Genomic DNA, 18,694 nt, shown 5'->3' with positions numbered 1-18,694 from the left:
CTATAAGCCAAACACCGGTTAATTATGGATCTATTTGATTACGCACAGGAACTATTTAACGAGCAGGGCAGCCTTTGGGTGCCTGGGCTGGGTTACTTCTCAAAAGTGCGTAAGAGCAGCTATTACGATCCGGATACACAAACATTTTACCCGCCCCGCTACGTTGGCAGTTTTGAAGAGAATTTAGAGAACACCGATGAAGCGTTTGTAGCCTACTTTTCTAAAACAAAGAACCTGTCGCAGGGCTCTGCCAAATATTTTGTCGATAAGTTTTCTGATAATATCAAAGCACAGCTTCGTGAACGAGAGGTTACCTTTGGCAGCCTCGGGACGTTATCTGCCGGGGCCGATGGACAGATAAACTTTACAGGCAGCGAGTTAAGCCACGATTATGATGGCGCCCTTTACGGACTTGCGCCTGTATCGTTAAACAAACTTTCTGCTGTCAATTACAGCGACGATGTAGCCGAGAAGCCGGTTGAAAGTTTTATACAGCAGGCAGCAGTGCCGGAGACATCTTCTTCAAACTTAGCGACCGAACCCGTTAGTGATGAACCGGTCACTCAAAACGCGGAAGAAGCGCCTTTAGAAACGCAAGAGCCACAAGGTGAAGCAGAGCCAACCCGCCGTTACGACCCGAATAACTTTTTTACAGACGATCGCGTTTTAGTATTAAAAGGCCGTCCCCAAAAAGCTGAAGAATCAAACCGTTACCAGTTTTGGATACTGGCTGCTCTTGTAGGTTTGGTTGTACTGGCAGGTATCTATTACGTTACCCAAAACTACCTTACCCCTGCCGGCGACCCCCAAGCAAGCGGTGACGTGAGCAATCAGATATTAAGCAAAAAAGTAACAGCAGATACCATTGCAAACACAGCACAAGCGAAAGCTGACAGCGCTATTAAAAATGCAGCCACAGCGCCTTCGACGTTGCCGACTACAGTTGACACCTCGGGGGTAGAAAGCCCATTAGGTTCAACGCCAAATACTACGAATGATGCGAAAACTGCATCCACAACCGGCGACATACCAAAAGGTAGTTGGCTCATTGTAGGTGGGCAGAATAATAACTACGGTTCGGCCGTAAAATTGGTAGCTAAATACCGCGGTATGGGTTACGCCGAAGCGCGCTTGCTAGACTCGGTAAAAAAAGACAACTACTTTGTTTACAAAACCATATTTGGGCATTACAGCACCGCTGCACAGGCTAATGCTGAACGTAAAACTATTTTAGAAGAAAAGAAAATAAGGCCGCAGGCCCTAACTGTACAAAAATATAAATAATGACTCTTTTAACCCTTTTACAAGATACGGTCACCTCGGTGACAGACACTGCTACACACATTGCCCAAACCACTGCGGCGCCAAAACAAGAAGACCTGCGCTTTGGCGATTTATTGGTAAAAGGTGGGTGGGTAATGGTGCCTATCGGGATACTGGCTGTGCTTGGGCTGGTGATATTCTTTGAAAGATATTTTACCATTCGCAAAGCATCAAGGAATGAGTCGCAGTTAATGTCGCAGGTGCGCGATAATATTCACCGCGGTAATCTGGATTCGGCAATGGCCATCTGCAAAAACAGCAACACGCCATTGGGGCGCATGCTGCAAAAAGGATTGCTGCGCATTGGCCGGCCGATAAAGGACATTGAGGGCGCTATAGAGAACGTGGGCAAAATTGAAGTATCAAAGCTGGAAAAGAACATCGGCATCATTGGCATTGTGGCAGGTATAGCGCCCATGTTTGGTTTCCTGGGTACCATTGCCGGTGTGATCAAGATCTTTTACGATATCTCAAAGACAGACAATATCAGCATGGGTGTGATATCCGGCGGTCTGTACGTTAAGATGGTAACATCTGCAGCGGGCTTGTTCGTGGGTATTGTGGCTTATGTATGCTATCATATTTTAAACATGATGGTCGATAAAGTGATCCTGAAACTGGAAACAGATGCCATTGAGTTTATTGACCTGTTAGAAGAGCCAAGCAAATGAACCTGAGAAAAAGAAGCGGTCGCGCGTCGGCAGAGGTGCATACATCGGCAATGAACGATATCATGTTCTTTTTGCTGCTTTTCTTTTTGATCGCGTCTACAGTAACCAACCCCAACGTGATCAAATTGATGCTGCCTAAATCATCATCAGGGCAATCGGTATCAAAGAAAACCATTACGGTTTCAGTCACTAAAGACCTTAAATATTTTGTAGACAAGAAAGAGGTGCAGGAAGCCGATCTGCCGACAGCCCTTGGCGAATACAAAAAACTGGCCACAGAACTCACCATCGTGCTTTACGTTGATCGTACCGTCGCTATCCAAAATGTAGTGCAGGTGATGGATACGGCCCAGAAACTAAACATCAAACTTGTGCTGGCTACAGAGCCTAAAGGTTAATTGTTAATGGATTACCGCAGCGAAGAAAATAATTACCCAAAAGCTTTTTTGGCGACAGGTCTTATCCTGGCGGTGGTGATCGCTGTGTGTTATTTCATTGTATTCTCAATGCCGCCTAAACAGGAAGATGGCACGGGTGGAATATTGGTCAACTATGGTACCGTTGACGAAGGCATGGGCAGTGATTATATGAGCACCGAAGAGCCCTCGGTCGCGGAGCATGCCAATAATGTGAAGCCTGACAAGGTTACCCCTGCCCCGCCGACAGATCAACCCACGCCGACTGACAATGCTACCAAAGAAGTTGTGACCCAAAATACCGAGGATGCTCCTGAAGTTAATGCCGCTACAAAAACCGCAACTACGGTGAAAGCAAAAGAGGAAGTCAGTAAGGCAAAACCCGCTCCTGTGGTCAACCAGAACGCGTTATATAAAGGCAAGACAAACAACGGCACAGGCGAAGGCGACGGCACCGGCAACACGCCCGGCAACCAGGGAAAAACCACAGGTACCACGCTTACCAACAACTACAACGGCACAGGCTCCGGCAATGGTGGTAACCTTACCGGCATGCCTCAGCGCAATTTCATCAGCAAACCCGGTGTAAGCGATGGCAACCGCCGTACAGGTAAAATTGTAGTAGATCTGCGTGTTGATAAAAACGGCAACGTGGTTTACGCACGCGCCGGAGCACGCGGTACAACCATAACAGATGCAGACTTGCTTCAAAAATGCGAAGATGCTGTAAAATCTGCTAAACTAAACGCCCTTGATACCGCCCCCGATTTGCAGCAGGGTACTGTAGTGTTTGTGTTTAGGGTGCAGTAATAATATTTTATCACCAATAATTCGTCATGCCGAACTTGTTTCGGCATCCCATCAGACATAAACTATATGCTCTTTAAGCAAGGATATATTTATATCATGAGTAATGAATATCGTACTACATTTTATATTGGTGTTACGAGTGATTTGCGAACCAGAGTTTGGCAACATAATAATAAGGGAGGATCAAAATTCGTAAGAAGCTATCGATTGTTTGATTTAGTTTATTACGAGCATTTCCATGACATTACTCATGCGATTGCTCGGGAAAAGCAATTAAAAAATTAGCATCACGATTGGAAAGTAAATCTCGTTCAATCAATCAATCGTGAAATGAAGGATTTGAAAAATCACCTATTTGAAAAATAAATGTGAGATCCCGAAACAAGTTCGGGATGACGTTCTTAAAGGATAATGACTTACCCCGAAGCGCTCGACTATCTATATACCCAATTGCCCATGTTTACCCGCGACGGGGCATCAGCGTTTAAAAAAGACCTGACCAATACCCTTGCGCTTTGCAATTTGCTGGACAACCCTCAGCATAAATTTAAAAGTGTACATGTAGGTGGCACTAATGGCAAAGGTTCTACATCGCACATGCTGGCTGCCATTTTGCAGACAGCCGGGTATAAAACGGGGCTCTATACCTCTCCTCACCTTCGAGATTTCAGGGAGCGTATCCGCATTAACGGCGTGATGATCCCCGAAGATAATGTAGCTGATTTCGTGACCGAATACCGGACCGATTTTGACCGGATAGCGCCATCATTCTTCGAGATGACAGTGGCTATGGCGTTTGATCATTTTGCCCGCAATAACGTAGATATCGCGATTATTGAGGTCGGCTTAGGCGGAAGGCTAGATTCCACAAACGTTATAACGCCGCTGCTTTCGGTGGTCACTAATATCGGCTGGGACCATATGAACATGCTTGGCGGAACGCTGCCATTAATAGCGACCGAAAAAGCGGGAATTATCAAACCAAAAATTCCGGTAGTGATAGGCGAACATCAGGATGAAGTTGACGGCATATTTTTATCGAAAGCCCGCGAGACGGAAAGCCCGATCACTTTTGCCTCTGAAGTGTGGAACGCTGTGACAGACGAAGATGACGAGTATCTGAGCCTTACTGTTACCAATAAAAACCACCCCCGGCCTTTTTACAAATACCAGTTAGACCTGCGGGGCATTTACCAGGTCAAAAACGTTAAAACAGTACTCTCGGCGGTTGTGCTGCTGCGAACTATGCACTTTTTAATTGCCGATACCGATGTGGAATACGCGCTTAGAAATGTTGTTACTTTAACAGGTTTACAAGGGCGTTGGCAAACTTTGGGTTACAGTCCGCTTACCATTTGCGATACCGGCCACAATGCCGAAGGCATTACAGAAGTGCTAAAAAACATTACCCTTACGCCGCATAACCAATTACACTTTGTGATCGGCATGGTTGCCGATAAAGACATCGGCAAAATATTGAACCTGCTGCCCGCTGATGCCATTTACTATTTCTGCAAGCCCGATCTGCCGCGCGGACTGGATCAGGATCTTCTAAGAAGTCAGGCCAAAAACGCGGGGCTTACTGGGGAAAGTTACGAGTCCGTAAACGTTGCTGTATCCGCGGCTAAACTTGCCGCCCGCCCGGATGATCTGGTATTTATCGGAGGAAGCACCTTTGTGGTTGCTGAAGTGGTGTAACCATAGATGCGAGAATCGAGAATCAAGAATCAGGAGTCGAGATGACAAGAAGAATCTGCAAAGCAATCTCAGAACAGCCTAGTTAGCTACGAAATAAGGATTGTCATGCTGAGGCTCTCGAAGCATGGTGCGTTGGGCTGATGAAGCTCTTTATGCTTCGAGAGCCTCAGCATGACAGAGCTTTTATCTAAACATCACTTCATCTCATCAAGCACTTTAAACATCTTTTGCCTGATGTCTGATGTTTTACCGCTGAAGTTATTTTCAATAATAGAAAAACAAAGTTCGCGGCCCTGGTAAGTTTGGTAGCCTGCGTAGGCCAATGTGCCGCCAATGGTGCCGCTCTTCATGTGCATATTGTTATAAACCGGCAGGCTGGCGAAAAAATCGGGGTACCATGCTTCTTTCTTAGCCGACTGTAATATCTTGGCCATGGTTATAGTGGTTACGCGGTTGGCGGGCGACAAGCCGCTGCCATCAGCCACATTCAATGAATTTTTATCGATGCCCCTATCTTTCCAAAAATTACGGATCACAGACGGGCGGTCGGTTGTTTTGAGCGAATCTGCCATAGCCAAGAGCAACTGCTCCGCGTAAAGGTTTATGCTTTTTTGGTTAAGCCAATAAATGATCTTTCTCAGCGGTGGCGAATAATGTGTAGTAAAAAAATAAGCCTTGCCCAGATCGAAGTTATCTTCGTTAAGCAGATGCATCGACGCGGTTTTAGGATTGCCTGCTACGGTTATACCTGCTTGCCGCAACGTATCTGTTAATCTTCGTGCCGCTTCATAAGCGGGATCGGGTAAGGCGGCGCTTATTTTTCGCTTCTCCTGGTCTGTAGCATATGTTCCCTGCAGATACACCCAATTGCCATTTACAGGTATAGTGGCATAGGCATTATCGCCGGACCCGGGCGCGCCGGTTTTTAACTGATTATCAAATTGCAGGTAAGGCATCTTTGGAACTGTGCCCGTCATCTCGACAGAATGGCCCGGTTTTGTTGGCTCGAGTAAAATATCATATGAATTTTCTCGCCAGCAAAGGTTCGCCGGAAAAGCACCATAGTAATTACCTATATCCTGCCAGATCCACCCTGGCAATTCATGGTTAGTACCTTCGGCGTAAACCTGTCCTAATATTTTTTTAATTCCCGCCTTTTTGATCGCGTCAACAAACTCGAAGAGTACAGTGCTTTCATTAGTCTGGTCCCAACGGAAGCTTCCCAATGTAGGGTCGTCGCCTGCATGAATAATAATATTGCCAGCAAATGTGCCGTCTTTTTGCAGTAGACCAAACCCGGTCAGGCTGGTTTTAAAACGATAATCAGGTCCGAGCAAGTTCATGGCCGTGATAGTCGTAATGGTTTTTAGTGTTGATGCCGTTGACAAGCCCGTGTTAGGATTAGCCGCAAAGACTACTTCGCCTGTTTTGGCATCCAGTACGGTTAATGACAGTGATGCGTAAGTATTCTGCGGGTCTTGCTGCAGCCGGGTAAATGCTGTTTGCAATTTTTGGTTGAGGGTTTGGGCATGTGATGCAAAATTAAATGCTAACATAACCACCATAACACACCCCTTTTTCAACATTTCTGCAAACTGCACTAGCCTGCATTTCCCCTCTTGAGAGGGGATAGCTAAGGCACCGCAAATCTTCACTGCCTTTGATAGGGGTGTGTTAAAAAACGATGCCATTCCTAATCCAAAACTTGTTCATTCTTCACGTTTCTTTGCGAGATGTAATAGATAGGTATGCCTATCAGCACAATTATCAGTCCCGGCCAGGTAAATTCAGGTTTGTAGATGATTAACAATATGCAGAACGCCAGACCCATTAAAATATAAATTGCAGGCAAAACCGGATAGCCAAACGCCTTGTATGGTCGCGGGGCGTCAGGGCGTTTGTTACGAAGAATGTATATGCCTACAATGGTAAGGATGTAAAAGATGACTACCACAAATGAGATCATGTCCAGCAGGTCGCCGTAACGGCCGCTCAGGCAAAGCAGAGATGCTACCAGGCATTGAATCCATAAACCAAATTCGGGTACTGCGTTTTTGTTGAGTGTACCGGTTCTCTTAAAGAATAGCCCGTCTTGCGCCATCGTGTAGTAAACCCTGGCTCCGGCCAGTATCAACCCGTTATTGCATCCAAAAGTTGATACCATGATCATCAACGCGATAACTATCGTTCCTATATTTCCAAAAATAACGTGCGACGCGGCTACTGCCACCCTATCCTTTTCTGCCGTAGCAATTTCATGCATAGGCAGCACCGCGGTGTACATTACATTGGCAGAAACGTAGATAACAGTCACGATAAGCGTGCCTAAAAACAAACTTAAACCAATATTGCGTTGCGGGTTTTTCATTTCTCCCGCGATGAATGTCACGCTGTTCCAGGCGTCACTGCTAAAAATAGATCCTACCATAGAAGCAGCAATGGCGCCCATTGCTGCAGCAGTCGTAAGGGCGGTGATGGTTCCGTTAGCATTCAGCGCATGCATGTTCCAGGCGTTATTCCAGTTGGCATGCCATACATCAGCTTTAAAGGCTAATAAGCCAAAAATGATCAGCCCGAAGAGACTTAATAATTTCGTTAATGTAAACGTTGTTTGTATGATCTTGCCGCTTTTAACACCACGGGTATTTATCCATGTAAGCAAAATGATAAGTACAATGGAAACTAACTGCGCCGCGCTGATAGTAAAGGGTTTGCTGCCGCCGGTATTTATCGCTAGCAAAATATTGTCTTCGCTAACCGCCGGTATCAGATATGCTGTAAACTTAGAAAAGGCAACACCTACGGCAGCTATCGTCCCGGTTTGTATTACAGCGAAGAAACTCCAGCCGTATAAAAAGGCAACAAACTTGTTATAAGCTTCTTTCAAATACACATATTGCCCGCCAGCTTTGGGGAACATGGCGCTTAGTTCGCCATAGCTCACAGCAGCGGTTAGGGTCATAAACCCGGTAAGCAACCAAATGGCGATCAGCCAACCTGCAGAGCCCACATGGCGAACGATATCGGCACTTACAATAAATATCCCTGAGCCTATCATAGAGCCTGCAACCAGCATGGTACCGTCAAGCAAGCCCAGCTCGTGCTTCATCTCTTTTTTATCCGTACTATTTTCCATTAAGCTTATCGTTTGGTTCCCTAAACTATTTAAAATATTTAAATGAGTGGTAATTTGGCGCATTTTACGGCTCAAATATTTGCAAGTGCCGAAAATTTTATGAACATTGGGGACCTCATTACCAATTACTTTAACCAATTTATATGGATGTTCTGAACAATTACTTAATTTATTGTATCCCCGTGCTTGGACTCGTCGGCCTGTTGTTTATGGCCACAAAATCTGCATGGGTTGTTAAACAAGACGCCGGCGACGGCGGCATGGCGCAGCTGGCAGGCTACATTGCCGATGGCGCAATGGCTTTTCTGCGTGCCGAATGGAAAGTACTAAGCTACTTTGCCGTTATAGCGGTTATTTTACTGGCGTGGTCGGGCACAACGGTTACCACATCAAGCCCTGTTATTGCCGTTTCTTTTATCATAGGCGCGTTCTTGTCGGCGCTTGCCGGTTACCTGGGCATGCGCATTGCAACAAAGGCAAACGTGCGTACCACCCAGGCAGCTAAAACCAGCTTAGCGCAAGCACTTAAAGTTTCGTTTACAGGTGGTACTGTTATGGGCCTAGGTGTTGCAGGTTTGGCCGTGTTGGGCTTAGGATCGTTATTTATTGTTTTTTACCAGATATACGTTGTACAAACTCATGGCAATGTTAACGGCGAAGAAATGCAAAAAGCCCTTGAGGTTTTAGCAGGCTTTTCGCTTGGTGCGGAATCTATAGCATTGTTTGCACGCGTTGGCGGTGGTATTTATACTAAGGCTGCCGACGTAGGCGCCGACCTTGTAGGTAAAGTTGAAGCAGGTATCCCTGAAGATGACGTGCGTAACCCCGCTACCATTGCTGATAACGTAGGCGATAACGTAGGCGACGTTGCCGGTATGGGCGCAGACTTGTTCGGCTCATATGTGGCTACTATGCTTGCTACCATGGTATTAGGCCGCGAAGTGCACTCAAATGATGCCTTTGGTGGTATAGCCCCGGTTTTATTGCCGATGGTTATCGCAGGCCTTGGATTGATTTTCTCTATCCTGAGCGCGTCTTTTGTCCGTATAAAAAATGAAGATGACAGCGTACAAAACGCTTTGAATATAGGTAACTGGACTTCTATCGTATTAACCGCGATCGCTACATTCTTCGTGGTAAGATGGATGCTGCCCGAAGGTTCTATGCATCTGATCCGCGATGAAGATGCCAGCCACAATGTAAAAGAAGGCGCGCTTATCTTCACCAAAACAGGCGTGTTCTTGTCTATCATTGTCGGTCTGATAGTAGGTACCTTGATGTCTATCATTACCGAATATTACACCGCGATGGGCAAACGCCCGGTGATGAGCATCATCAGGCAATCGTCTACCGGTCATGCTACCAACATTATCGGCGGTCTGGCTATCGGTATGGAATCTACCGTGCTGCCGATCATCGTTTTGGCGGCAGGTATCTTTGGGGCTTACTACTTTGCAGGCCTTTATGGTGTTGCCATAGCGGCGGCGGGCATGATGGCTACAACTGCAATGCAGCTGGCTATTGACGCTTTCGGCCCTATTGCTGATAACGCGGGCGGCATCGCGGAGATGAACCAATTGCCCGAAGGTGTGCGCCACCGTACAGACAACCTTGATGCTGTGGGTAACACCACTGCTGCAACAGGTAAAGGTTTTGCTATCGCCTCTGCGGCACTTACCTCACTTGCGTTATTCGCGGCGTTTGTGGGTGTTGCAGGTATCGAACATATCGATATCTACAAAGCCGATGTTTTGGCCGGCTTGTTTGTAGGCGGCATGATCCCTTTTATATTCTCATCGCTTTGTATATCGGCTGTGGGCCGCGCTGCAATGAGCATGGTAGAAGAAGTCCGCCGCCAGTTCCGCGAAATACCAGGCATTATGGAATACAAAGCTAAACCCGAGTACGAGAAATGCGTGGCCATATCAACCACCGCCTCAATCCGCGAAATGGTTGCCCCCGGCGCTATTGCTTTAATTACACCGCTGATCATCGGATTTGCATTCGGCCCCGAAGTATTGGGCGGACTTTTAGCAGGCGTAACCGTTTCGGGTGTATTGATGGGTATCTTCCAAAGCAACGCAGGTGGTGCATGGGACAATGCAAAAAAATCATTCGAAAAAGGTGTTGAGATCAATGGCGAGATGTTTTACAAAAAATCAGAACCGCACAAAGCATCTGTAACGGGCGATACAGTGGGCGATCCGTTCAAAGATACATCAGGTCCGTCTATGAATATCCTGATCAAGCTGATGTCGATTGTCTCTTTGGTTATCGCGCCTCACTTACACAAAGAGGTGAATACCAACAAACACATTCAAAAAGAAATTAAGATCCAGTCTATGGTTACTTATCATATGAAAAGCGATGGAAAAGCTTAAATATTTTAATACTTAATTAATGAAAAGGAGAAAATTTAAACATTTTCTCCTTTTTTTATTTTCGTATTTTTCATTGAAACATAATTAGTTAGTTTTGCGTATGGCAGTAGTGGTAAACGTTCACAATGAGTTTCAGGAAGATGAACTGGTATCATTTCTTGACGAAAAAAAATACGACTTTAAAACCAACGACAAAGTGTTTTTAACAGAACAACAAGCCGAACAGATACTGCAAATAGTACCTCAAACCACCACTGAACCACGCAGCTGGGAAGACATCAGAAAAGAACTGAAAAGTAACGTGGTAACCCTTATCCGCGAAGCAGGAATAGATATCGAAACGCCTTGCTACTGGTACGAAAGTCCGCACATTGGCCTTGCCGGTGTACTGCTAAACGAGATAGATAACTATTTCGACCTTATCAGCCAGAATCCGTTATTGTAAGATAAATTCATTTTCTGTTCCGCGTTAGGGACAGGAGCGGCATCCTGCGCAGCAGATACAGCGAATGGCCCGACCTGAGCGAAGCGAAGGGAACGCCATAAAAATTCTTTCCCGTTCTTGGGACTCTAAATAAAACGCGACGGGATTGCTTCGTTCCTCGCAATGACAAAGTTGATTTTTTTAAACCTGGTTCTATAAAACCCTCTTCTTTGGAGAGGGTTGGGTGAGGTGTTTCCCGCCTTCTTATTGTTACAAATGCCGCTATTCTGTTTTTCAGATAAATTGATTAGGTTTGGAGATAAACATGATTAAATCTTTACACTGAACTAACAACATGAAGTTATTCGTTAAGAAACCATTAAGCCAGCTGCTGGCGTCAACTGAGGGCGAAGGTAGCCTGAAGCGTACGCTGGGCGCAGGTAATCTTATTGCGCTGGGCATTGGCGCAATTATAGGCGCGGGCCTTTTCGTAAGAACCGCGGCTGCCGCGGGCGGTCACGCAGGTTCTGCCGTTACCATTTCATTTATCATTGCCGCAATCGGTTGTGCTTTCGCGGGCCTTTGCTATGCAGAGTTTGCCTCTATTATCCCTATCGCGGGTAGTGCCTATACTTACGCTTATGCCACCATGGGCGAAATTGTTGCCTGGGTAATCGGCTGGGCGTTGATACTTGAATATGCACTTGGGGCAGCAACTGTATCCATCAGTTGGAGCGAATATGCCAATAACCTCCTGGGGCATCGAATACCCTTTGAGTGGTGCCATTCGCCACTCCAGTCAGAAATTATCAATGGCGTAGCCCATCACGGTATCATGAACGTGCCTGCATTGGTTATTTTGCTTGCACTATCATTACTATTAGTAAAGGGCACCCAGGAATCTGCTACTGTAAACGCTATTATAGTGTTCATCAAGGTGGCTATCGTTTTGGTGTTCATCGCGATTGGCTGGCAGTTTATAAACCCGGCTAACCACACGCCATATTTAATTCCTGCAAATCAGCCTGATGTTACACAACCAGACGGTAAAATCTACTCCTACCTGCCTACCTTTAATCATGGCTGGGGCGGCGTACTTACCGGCGCCGGCATCGTATTCTTTGCCTTTATTGGTTTCGATGCGGTTTCTACTGCAGCACAGGAAGCTAAAAATCCAAAACGCGATATGCCTATCGGTATATTAGGTTCACTGGTGGTTTGTACTATTTTATACATCCTGTTCTCATGGGTATTAACAGGTGTTGCACCGTTTACAGATTTCATGAAATCTGGTAAAGAAGCATCAGTTGCTTACGCAATAAGCCATTACATGGGCCAATATGCATGGCTATCAACTTTGGTTACTGTTGCCATCCTGGCAGGTTTCTCATCAGTAATTCTGGTGATGCTTTTAGGCCAGTCGCGCGTGTTCTATACCATGTCTACTGATGGTTTGCTGCCAAAAGTATTCTCAGAACTGCACCCTAAATTTAAAACTCCATACAAGAGCAATCTAATCCTGTTCATCTTTGTAGGTTTATTTGCGGCATTTTTGCCTGAAAGTATTGCAGGCGATCTAACTTCTGTAGGTACGTTGTTCGCGTTTGTACTGGTTTGTATCGGCGTTATCATTCTTCGCAGAAAAGAACCAAACCTGGTTAGGCCATTCAAAACGCCTTTAGTACCGCTTGTACCAATTTTAGGTATTTTGGTTTGTGGTGCCATGATCTATGGTTTACCTGCAAGCACACAGTTAAGCGCTTTAGCATGGATGGCTATTGGCTTAGTGATTTACCTTAGCTATAGCAAAAACAATAGTAAACTGGGAACCAGCGCGGCAGACGCATTGCCAACCGCGTCGGACTTTGAAAAATTTGATTAATTTTTAGTCGATAGATAATTAAAAGGTTCTGCAAAACGCAGAACCTTTTTTGTTAATGATGTGTTGCTGAAACGACTTTAAAGACGATACAATAGCTGATGAAGGGTGATAAAAATTTATGGGTACTGATTGGGGTCTGCGTTGTTAATTCGCTGGGCTTTGGTATTATCGTGCCTTTGCTATATGCGTACGGTAAGCGCTTCGGTGTAACAGAAGTAACCATAGGCTATCTTACCGCATCATTCTCCATCGCTCAATTTTTTGCAACACCGCTTTTAGGTGCATTGTCAGACAAATGGGGACGAAAGCCCATTCTTGCCATCAGTTTGGCAGGTACGTGCCTTTCATTCATACTATTCGCTACCGCTACAAATATTTATATGCTTTTTGCCGCGCGGATCCTCGACGGCATTACCGGCGGCAATATATCTGTAGCGCAGGCCATGGTATCAGACAGTTCAACGGCAGACAACCGCGCAAAAAAGTTTGGCTTCCTTAGTTCGGCTTTTGGGTTTGGGTTTGTTCTTGGCCCTGCACTTGGTGGCTTGCTCAGCAAATTTGGCCTGCAGTTTCCCTTCTTCTTTGCCGCAGGGATAGCGCTGATGGGAACTTTAGCAACAGTCTTCCTTCTCAAAGAAACATATACCGCATCAATGCGTAAGAAGGGTGCCGACAATAAGTTTAATTTCTCTTCGCTGATAACAGGTATAAAAATGCCCGTGATAGGCACAGCAGTGATTACGGGCTTTTTGCTCACCATGGCGCAGTTTACCATGATCATTGGCTTTCAAACCTTCAGTGTAGACGTGCTAAAGATCAGCCCGACTAAGATGGGCTTGTTCTACGCTGTGTTTGGCATCGCCGGCATTATCATGCAAATGTGCGTGCCGCTGTTTACAAAGGTATTTTCGTCAAAGTCGGTTATATTGCTCTTCTCTACGCTGATATGCCTGGGTGCCATGTTCGCCACCGGGTTTACCAATACATTCATGATGTTCGCGGTAAGCCTTATTATATACGCGAGTTTCAACGGCTTGCGTAACCCTATGCTAAACGCCATCATTGCAGACCACAACGACCAGCGACGCCAGGGAGAAGTGTTAGGCATCAATCAATCATATGCGTCTATCGGGCAAACCCTTGGCCCTGTTTGCGCCGGATTGATCTCTGCCGTCTCTGTGCATGCCGTGTTTTTTCTATCTTCGTTTTATATCCTGCTTGGCTTTTTGCTTAGCATCAGATTAAAAACTAAAGAACATCAGCATAAAGCAACATGACCTACTTTAACTGGCAGCAAATTGTTTCTGTAACGATGATCCTTTTCGCGATCATCGATATCCTGGGGGCCATCCCGGTGATCATTGAGATGCGCCAACGGGTAGGACATATCCAGTCGGAAAAGGCCAGTATTGCGGTGTTAGTGCTGATGGTTGCGTTTCTCTTCTTGGGCGATGAACTGCTTGCCATTATTGGTTTAGATATTCCATCATTTGCCATTGCAGGTTCGCTGGTGATCTTTATCATTGCCATGGAAATGATATTAGGCATAAAGTTCTTCAAAGAAGAAATGCCAGAGAGTGTATCCATCGTACCTATCGCTTTCCCGCTCATCGCCGGTGCAGGTACCATGACTACGCTGCTATCTTTAAAATCTCAATACGCTACGCAAAATATCATTGTGGGCATAGTAGCTAATACGTTATTTGTATACTTAGTGTTGAAAAACGTACAGCGTCTCGAGCGGCTCTTTGGCAAAACGGGGCTCAATATACTGCGCAAAGCTTTTGGCGTTATTCTTTTAGCTATCGCAATAAAGTTGTTCAGGAGTAATACGGGGCTTTAAACTCAGAGACAAGAATCAAGAGCCAAGAATCAAGACGTGAGAATTAAGTATACGTTCTCGTCTTTGCGAGATACGTAGTGACCAAGCAATCTCAATTTAGATAGCAGCTGAATTATTTGCGTGGCCTTGCGGTTCTGAATTACTATCGACACCTAACTCAATTCAATATGCGGATCCCAATCAGGTAATTCTTCTTTAATCGGTTCGGGCTCTTTCCGGATCAACCGCGCTACAAACATGGTGTCGGCTTTATGTTCGTATCCCTTCAATACCTGCTGGCTTTCTAAAACCATACCCAATTGATCGGTCATGAAGTTGACGTTAGCTTCGTTTTCCGCCTCAAAAGCAGAGCATGTAATGTAGATCAAAGGCTGACCGGGTTTTAGATATTTAATTACGTTCGGTATGATGGCCCTCTGCAGTCGCTGAAAGAATGCAATGCTGTGGTCCTGGAACTGGCTGATCATTTCGGGGGTGCGGCCCCAAGTGCCCGAACCGCTGCAAGGCGCGTCCAAGATGATGCCGTCAAACTCGTAATGGTGCATTTCGGCATCGCAATTAGTAGTCAGGTCTAACAGTTTCTTTTGATATTTAAGTATACCCGCTTGTTCAAAGCGTTCGTCAAGGTTAGCTAAAATACTTTCGCGAACGTCAGACACTACCAGTTTTACAGTCGGTTCCAGATCATGCAGCAGCAACGACTTCCCTCCCGATGCCGCGCACGCGTCCCACCACGCTTCCCATTTTTTGGGCTGAAAATATGCTGCAGTTTGCTGGGACGATTTGTCCTGAACTTCAAAGAAATGCTGATTAGGAAAAACTGCATCCAGTTTGGTGCCGTTTGGTAATGCCAGGCAATTTTCGCTTTCTAACCTGAATGGTATTTCTGCCGCTGCTAGCGCGGCTTTTACCTGCTGTTCGTTACCTTTTTGTATACGGATATACAGATCGGGCTGAACGAATAATGATTTTAAAAAAGCCTCTTTATCAATGTCTGGGGATAGTTCGTTCGCCCACGCGAAAACGTCTTCTAAATTAAATCTCGGGAAAGCCTTCTTAATAATGGCTATTTTCTCATCAACAGCGAAATCTATACAGGTTGCCCACTCGGGTTTGAAATGCTGGATGAAAGAGTTGATCTGGTTATTGCACAAAAACTCTGCGATAAAAAGGCGCTCATCTACAGGAGTATCAGGCACTGCCCGGCCCAAACGAAAATAGTTGTAAATCAAACGGCTGGCCACCTTGCGGTCGGTAGAACCCATCTGTTTATTTTGACGAAAGAAACCCGGCAAAAACTTGCCTAAGGGCACATTAGCAGGGTAAGCTTGTAGCAACCGCTCAAAAGTTTTGAATTGATTCAGGGCTTTCATTCTACTACACGTAATTCATAGTTGGTGTATCGCAATACAAATACATGTGTGTTTATCCAGCCTAAACCGGGCTTCCGTACAAAATGAAAATGATTACTCAAGCCGTCATAATCGCGCTCTGCGGCGTTGATAGGGTTGCCATGTGATCCGGCCAGCAAGTCGCCAAAGTACATACCCTCATCAAATCCCCTTATTGCGTAGGCATCGGGCTCATTATGGTAAGCCTTGCGGTAAGCCCTGATAAACTGAACCGTTTCGCCGCTTTTATAATTGATATGTTCCGACGAGGATATTACGGTCTTTAAACGCTGTAACATTTCGGCACGTAAAAAGGTAAAGCCTTCCCAACTGGGGTGGCCTATTAACGCGACCGGGTAATTTTTCGACAATGAGTCGAGCGAGCGTAACGTTACCTGCAGGAATGCCTGGTTTAAAGATGGCAGCAGAAAAACGTTGGTTTCTGTCTTGGACAATTGCGGCAATAAGGAAGTAAGATTGCCTCTGGTTACCACGAAGGGAATTACCTTAACACGTAATTTGCTTAGGCTGTCAACCGCTTCTTTAAAAGGGATGATGTATTTATTGTCTTCGCTATATCCCGATTTTAATACAAATACCTTTTTGGCTTTAAGCGTATTAACCGCGTAGCCTGCCATTCGTTTTGCATGGTAATCCAGCGGTGGGGTCGCGGTAATTAAATTGGGGTTATTAAACGTAGCCGGTGAAACAGGCGACAATGGCGACAACATTAGTTTGCGCTTCATAGAAGCGGTGCCAAACGCTTTTATCCCTTCAGGAAAAATTGGCCCTACCACCAGATCGGCGTTACGGACTTTGCTATTTGATGCCAAAGCCGAGGCCGTGCCAGCATTGTCTTTACCGTCTAAAAGCTGGATACGGAAATTGTAACCATCTGCAGTTAACGAATCAAGCGCCAGTTTAAAACCCTGGTAATAACTGATGCCCATGTTCGCCTGCTTTAGTGCTGTCTTGGAGTAACCAACCGCCGGATTAAGGTTATCCAGGTTGAACGGCATGATTATGGCGATGGTTGAAAAACGGGGCGTGGCAGGCTTTGCCACAACGGGTTTTGATTTTTCGACAGGCATGGGCGCTTCAGGCGCAGGATGTTGTACAACAGGCCTAACCTTGGGCGAGCACGATGCAAAGGCAGCAACGGCGGCAATTAACCACAGTTTATTCCCACTCAATTGTAGCAGGCGGTTTAGAACTGATGTCATATACTACCCGGTTTATGCCTTTAACATTGTTAATGATCTCGTTCGATATTTTGGCAAGCAGATCATAAGGCAAATGGCACCAGTCGGCGGTCATACCGTCTAAAGATTCCACCGCGCGTAAGCATATGACGTTTTCATACGTCCGCTCATCACCCATTACCCCTACTGATTGCACCGGCAGGTAAATTGCACCGGCCTGCCAAACTTTATCATAAACACCGGCCGAGCGTAAATTGTTGATGTATATCGCGTCGGCTTCTTGCAAAATCGCAACTTTCTCGGGTGTTATCTCGCCCAGTATACGTATAGCTAAACCCGGACCCGGGAAAGGATGGCGGCCTAAAATGTTATCGTCTATTTCGAGGGCCCGGCCAACGCGGCGTACCTCGTCCTTAAACAAAGTATTCAACGGTTCTACCACCTTCAATTTCATAAAGTCTGGCAAACCACCCACATTATGGTGCGATTTAATCGTTGCCGAAGGCCCCTTAATAGAAACCGACTCGATCACATCCGGATAAATGGTGCCCTGGCCCAGCCATTTAACATCCTGCACCTCGTGAGCGGCATCGTCAAATACCTCTATAAACACGCGGCCTATGGCCTTACGCTTTTTCTCGGGATCTGACAGGCCTTGCAGCGCATCATAAAAACGCTGCTTCGCGTCTACACCCTTAATGTTTAAGCCCATGTGCTTGTAAGATTCAAGCACCGACTCAAATTCGTCTTTACGCAACAGGCCGTTGTCTACAAAAATGCAATGCAAGTTTTTGCCGATGGCATGGTGAAGTAGCACAGCGGCAACAGATGAGTCTACCCCACCCGAAAGGCCTAACACCACCTTGTCGTCACCTAACTTATCCTTTAACGCGGCAATGGTGGTTTCGATAAATGAATCGGGGGTCCAGTCTTGTTTGCAACCGCAAATGTCTACCAAAAAGTTCTGCAGCAGTTGCTTGCCGTCGAGGCTATGCGTCACCTCGGGGTGGAACTGGATGCCGTAAGTTTGTGTGCCTTTTATATGATAAGCCGCAACATCAACGCTGTCTGTACTAGCTATGATTTCAAAATCCTTACCTAATTTTTTGATCGTATCCCCGTGCGACATCCACACCTGCGAATTGGCGGGTATCTGTTTCAACAACGGACTTTCTGCATTGATAAACTGCAAGTTGGCACGGCCATACTCCCGGGTGTTAGAGGCCATTACCTCGCCACCGTTAAAGTGGGCCACATACTGCGCACCATAGCATACACCAAGTATGGGCAATTTGGTATGATGGTTTTGAAAATCGAAATGCGGTGCATCATCCTGGCGAACGGAGTAAGGACTACCTGAAAGGATTATACCTTTAACGCTATCGTCAACCGACGGAACATTATTGTAAGGATGTATCTCGCAATAGATATTTAGCTCCCTAACCCTGCGTGCAATAAGCTGGGTAAACTGCGAACCAAAGTCGAGAATGAGGATTTTCTCTTGCATGGGCGAAGAT

16 protein-coding genes are annotated in these 18,694 nt (G+C 45.9%); 11 read left to right on the top strand and 5 right to left on the bottom strand.

Going from position 1 to position 18,694, the window contains the following annotated elements:
* Positions 1–24: 24 nt before the first annotated feature.
* The 6 genes from GO620_RS00955 (at position 25) to GO620_RS00930 (ending at position 4,918) form a co-directional block, all read left to right on the top strand.
* Positions 25–1,284, top strand: a complete 1,260-nt coding sequence (locus GO620_RS00955; RefSeq protein WP_157523245.1) for a hypothetical protein — start codon at positions 25–27, stop codon at positions 1,282–1,284.
* The gene (locus GO620_RS00950; protein ID WP_157523246.1) at positions 1,284–1,994 is read left to right on the top strand and encodes a MotA/TolQ/ExbB proton channel family protein; all 711 of its coding nucleotides are present in this window, start codon (positions 1,284–1,286) and stop codon (positions 1,992–1,994) included. The genes GO620_RS00955 and GO620_RS00950 overlap by 1 nt, the downstream gene beginning before the upstream one ends.
* Positions 1,991–2,392 (top strand): ExbD/TolR family protein, encoded by a 402-nt coding sequence (locus GO620_RS00945; protein ID WP_157523247.1) that lies wholly within the window; start codon positions 1,991–1,993, stop codon positions 2,390–2,392. The genes GO620_RS00950 and GO620_RS00945 overlap by 4 nt, the downstream gene beginning before the upstream one ends.
* A gap of 6 nt (positions 2,393–2,398) precedes the next feature.
* On the top strand, positions 2,399–3,220 hold the full coding sequence (locus GO620_RS00940; RefSeq protein WP_157523249.1) for an energy transducer TonB: 822 nt from the start codon (positions 2,399–2,401) through the stop codon (positions 3,218–3,220).
* Between the two features lie 66 nt (positions 3,221–3,286).
* Positions 3,287–3,505, top strand: coding sequence for a GIY-YIG nuclease family protein (locus GO620_RS17405; protein WP_157523250.1), 219 nt, complete (start codon positions 3,287–3,289; stop codon positions 3,503–3,505).
* A gap of 126 nt (positions 3,506–3,631) precedes the next feature.
* Complete coding sequence (locus tag GO620_RS00930) at positions 3,632–4,918, top strand: bifunctional folylpolyglutamate synthase/dihydrofolate synthase (protein WP_157523251.1); 1,287 nt, start codon at positions 3,632–3,634, stop codon at positions 4,916–4,918.
* Between the two features lie 194 nt (positions 4,919–5,112).
* On the opposite strand, the gene dacB is transcribed toward GO620_RS00930, so the two are convergent.
* On the bottom strand, positions 5,113–6,474 hold the full coding sequence (gene dacB / locus GO620_RS00925; RefSeq protein ID WP_244139442.1) for a D-alanyl-D-alanine carboxypeptidase/D-alanyl-D-alanine endopeptidase: 1,362 nt from the start codon (positions 6,472–6,474) through the stop codon (positions 5,113–5,115).
* A gap of 137 nt (positions 6,475–6,611) precedes the next feature.
* Entirely contained in the window at positions 6,612–8,054 is a 1,443-nt protein-coding gene (locus GO620_RS00920) for an APC family permease (RefSeq protein WP_157523252.1), read from the bottom strand.
* 143 nt (positions 8,055–8,197) lie between these two features.
* Between GO620_RS00920 and GO620_RS00915 the strand changes: the two genes are divergently transcribed.
* The 5 genes from GO620_RS00915 (at position 8,198) to GO620_RS00895 (ending at position 14,584) form a co-directional block, all read left to right on the top strand.
* Positions 8,198–10,435, top strand: a complete 2,238-nt coding sequence (locus GO620_RS00915; protein ID WP_157523253.1) for a sodium-translocating pyrophosphatase — start codon at positions 8,198–8,200, stop codon at positions 10,433–10,435.
* Positions 10,436–10,535: 100 nt separating this feature from the next.
* Positions 10,536–10,880 (top strand): hypothetical protein, encoded by a 345-nt coding sequence (locus GO620_RS00910; RefSeq protein ID WP_157523254.1) that lies wholly within the window; start codon positions 10,536–10,538, stop codon positions 10,878–10,880.
* Between the two features lie 334 nt (positions 10,881–11,214).
* On the top strand, positions 11,215–12,741 hold the full coding sequence (locus GO620_RS00905; protein ID WP_157523255.1) for an amino acid permease: 1,527 nt from the start codon (positions 11,215–11,217) through the stop codon (positions 12,739–12,741).
* Positions 12,742–12,839: 98 nt separating this feature from the next.
* Positions 12,840–14,018 (top strand): MFS transporter, encoded by a 1,179-nt coding sequence (locus tag GO620_RS00900; RefSeq protein ID WP_157523256.1) that lies wholly within the window; start codon positions 12,840–12,842, stop codon positions 14,016–14,018.
* Positions 14,015–14,584 carry a MarC family protein gene (locus GO620_RS00895; RefSeq protein WP_157523257.1) on the top strand — a complete coding sequence of 190 codons (570 nt, stop codon included), beginning with the start codon at positions 14,015–14,017 and terminating at the stop codon, positions 14,582–14,584. Before GO620_RS00900 ends, GO620_RS00895 begins: the two co-directional genes overlap by 4 nt.
* A gap of 152 nt (positions 14,585–14,736) precedes the next feature.
* Here the strand turns inward: GO620_RS00895 and GO620_RS00890 are convergent, their stop codons facing one another.
* Genes GO620_RS00890 through guaA form a run of 3 tightly spaced genes read right to left on the bottom strand, consistent with a single transcriptional unit; the run spans position 14,737 to position 18,684 of the window.
* Positions 14,737–15,957 (bottom strand): RsmB/NOP family class I SAM-dependent RNA methyltransferase, encoded by a 1,221-nt coding sequence (locus GO620_RS00890; RefSeq protein ID WP_157523258.1) that lies wholly within the window; start codon positions 15,955–15,957, stop codon positions 14,737–14,739.
* Positions 15,954–17,198 carry an ABC transporter substrate-binding protein gene (locus tag GO620_RS00885; protein WP_157523259.1) on the bottom strand — a complete coding sequence of 415 codons (1,245 nt, stop codon included), beginning with the start codon at positions 17,196–17,198 and terminating at the stop codon, positions 15,954–15,956. Before GO620_RS00885 ends, GO620_RS00890 begins: the two co-directional genes overlap by 4 nt.
* Positions 17,155–18,684: a glutamine-hydrolyzing GMP synthase gene (gene guaA / locus GO620_RS00880; protein ID WP_157523260.1), complete on the bottom strand. Its 1,530-nt coding sequence runs from the start codon at positions 18,682–18,684 to the stop codon at positions 17,155–17,157. The genes GO620_RS00885 and guaA overlap by 44 nt, the downstream gene beginning before the upstream one ends.
* Positions 18,685–18,694 lie beyond the last annotated feature (10 nt).

Source organism: Mucilaginibacter ginkgonis (assembly GCF_009754905.2).
In the GTDB taxonomy this organism is placed as follows: domain Bacteria; phylum Bacteroidota; class Bacteroidia; order Sphingobacteriales; family Sphingobacteriaceae; genus Mucilaginibacter; species Mucilaginibacter ginkgonis.
Note: the sequence above shows the minus strand (reverse complement) of the source record. Positions and strands in the feature narration are given on the sequence as shown.

Bases quoted from the DNA above. Each gene is read 5' to 3' on its own strand.
- GO620_RS00955 (WP_157523245.1), top strand. From the start codon at position 25: ATGGATCTATTTGATTACGCACAGGAACTATTTAACGAGCAGGGCAGC.
- GO620_RS00950 (WP_157523246.1), top strand. From the start codon at position 1,284: ATGACTCTTTTAACCCTTTTACAAGATACGGTCACCTCGGTGACAGAC.
- GO620_RS00945 (WP_157523247.1), top strand. From the start codon at position 1,991: ATGAACCTGAGAAAAAGAAGCGGTCGCGCGTCGGCAGAGGTGCATACA.
- GO620_RS00940 (WP_157523249.1), top strand. From the start codon at position 2,399: ATGGATTACCGCAGCGAAGAAAATAATTACCCAAAAGCTTTTTTGGCG.
- GO620_RS17405 (WP_157523250.1), top strand. From the start codon at position 3,287: ATGCTCTTTAAGCAAGGATATATTTATATCATGAGTAATGAATATCGT.
- GO620_RS00930 (WP_157523251.1), top strand. From the start codon at position 3,632: ATGACTTACCCCGAAGCGCTCGACTATCTATATACCCAATTGCCCATG.
- dacB (WP_244139442.1), bottom strand. From the start codon at position 6,474: ATGTTAGCATTTAATTTTGCATCACATGCCCAAACCCTCAACCAAAAA.
- GO620_RS00920 (WP_157523252.1), bottom strand. From the start codon at position 8,054: ATGGAAAATAGTACGGATAAAAAAGAGATGAAGCACGAGCTGGGCTTG.
- GO620_RS00915 (WP_157523253.1), top strand. From the start codon at position 8,198: ATGGATGTTCTGAACAATTACTTAATTTATTGTATCCCCGTGCTTGGA.
- GO620_RS00910 (WP_157523254.1), top strand. From the start codon at position 10,536: ATGGCAGTAGTGGTAAACGTTCACAATGAGTTTCAGGAAGATGAACTG.
- GO620_RS00905 (WP_157523255.1), top strand. From the start codon at position 11,215: ATGAAGTTATTCGTTAAGAAACCATTAAGCCAGCTGCTGGCGTCAACT.
- GO620_RS00900 (WP_157523256.1), top strand. From the start codon at position 12,840: ATGAAGGGTGATAAAAATTTATGGGTACTGATTGGGGTCTGCGTTGTT.
- GO620_RS00895 (WP_157523257.1), top strand. From the start codon at position 14,015: ATGACCTACTTTAACTGGCAGCAAATTGTTTCTGTAACGATGATCCTT.
- GO620_RS00890 (WP_157523258.1), bottom strand. From the start codon at position 15,957: ATGAAAGCCCTGAATCAATTCAAAACTTTTGAGCGGTTGCTACAAGCT.
- GO620_RS00885 (WP_157523259.1), bottom strand. From the start codon at position 17,198: ATGACATCAGTTCTAAACCGCCTGCTACAATTGAGTGGGAATAAACTG.
- guaA (WP_157523260.1), bottom strand. From the start codon at position 18,684: ATGCAAGAGAAAATCCTCATTCTCGACTTTGGTTCGCAGTTTACCCAG.